1 pseudogene is annotated in these 402 nt (G+C 84.1%); it reads left to right on the forward strand.

Annotated elements, in window-relative coordinates:
- Window positions 1-402 (forward strand): annotated as a pseudogene (locus GTR00_RS25310) (hypothetical protein); the annotation flags it as partial.

Raw genomic sequence — 402 nt, forward strand, 5'->3', positions numbered from 1 at the left:
GAGCGGGCCGGGCAGGGCGCGCTCGCCGGGGAGGGGGCCGGCGAGCAGGTCGAGGACGACGCCGACGACGCCGACGACGAGCCCGCCGCGCCCCGCCGCCTGGAGGAGCTGCAGGACTGGGCCGTGCAGAGCCTGGCCGACCGCTTCGCCGAGGAGGTGCGCGGGCGCGGTGCCGCCGCCGCCTGGGACGCCGTCCTGGGCCCCGCCCTGGCCACCGACGACGCCGCCCTGCACGAGGCCGTCGCCCGCGCCCTCGCGCCGCTGCCCACCCGCCTCGGCGAGCGCGCCGTCGTGCTCGCCGGCACCGACCCCGCCCCGCGCGGGCCGGTCCTCGTGGCCGCCGCCGCCGCGCTCGCCGAGGCCGGTGCCGGGGCCCGCCCGGTCGGCGACGGCGTGCCGGCG

Source organism: Kineococcus indalonis (assembly GCF_009906395.1).
GTDB classification, from domain to species: Bacteria; Actinomycetota; Actinomycetes; order Actinomycetales; family Kineococcaceae; genus Kineococcus; species Kineococcus indalonis.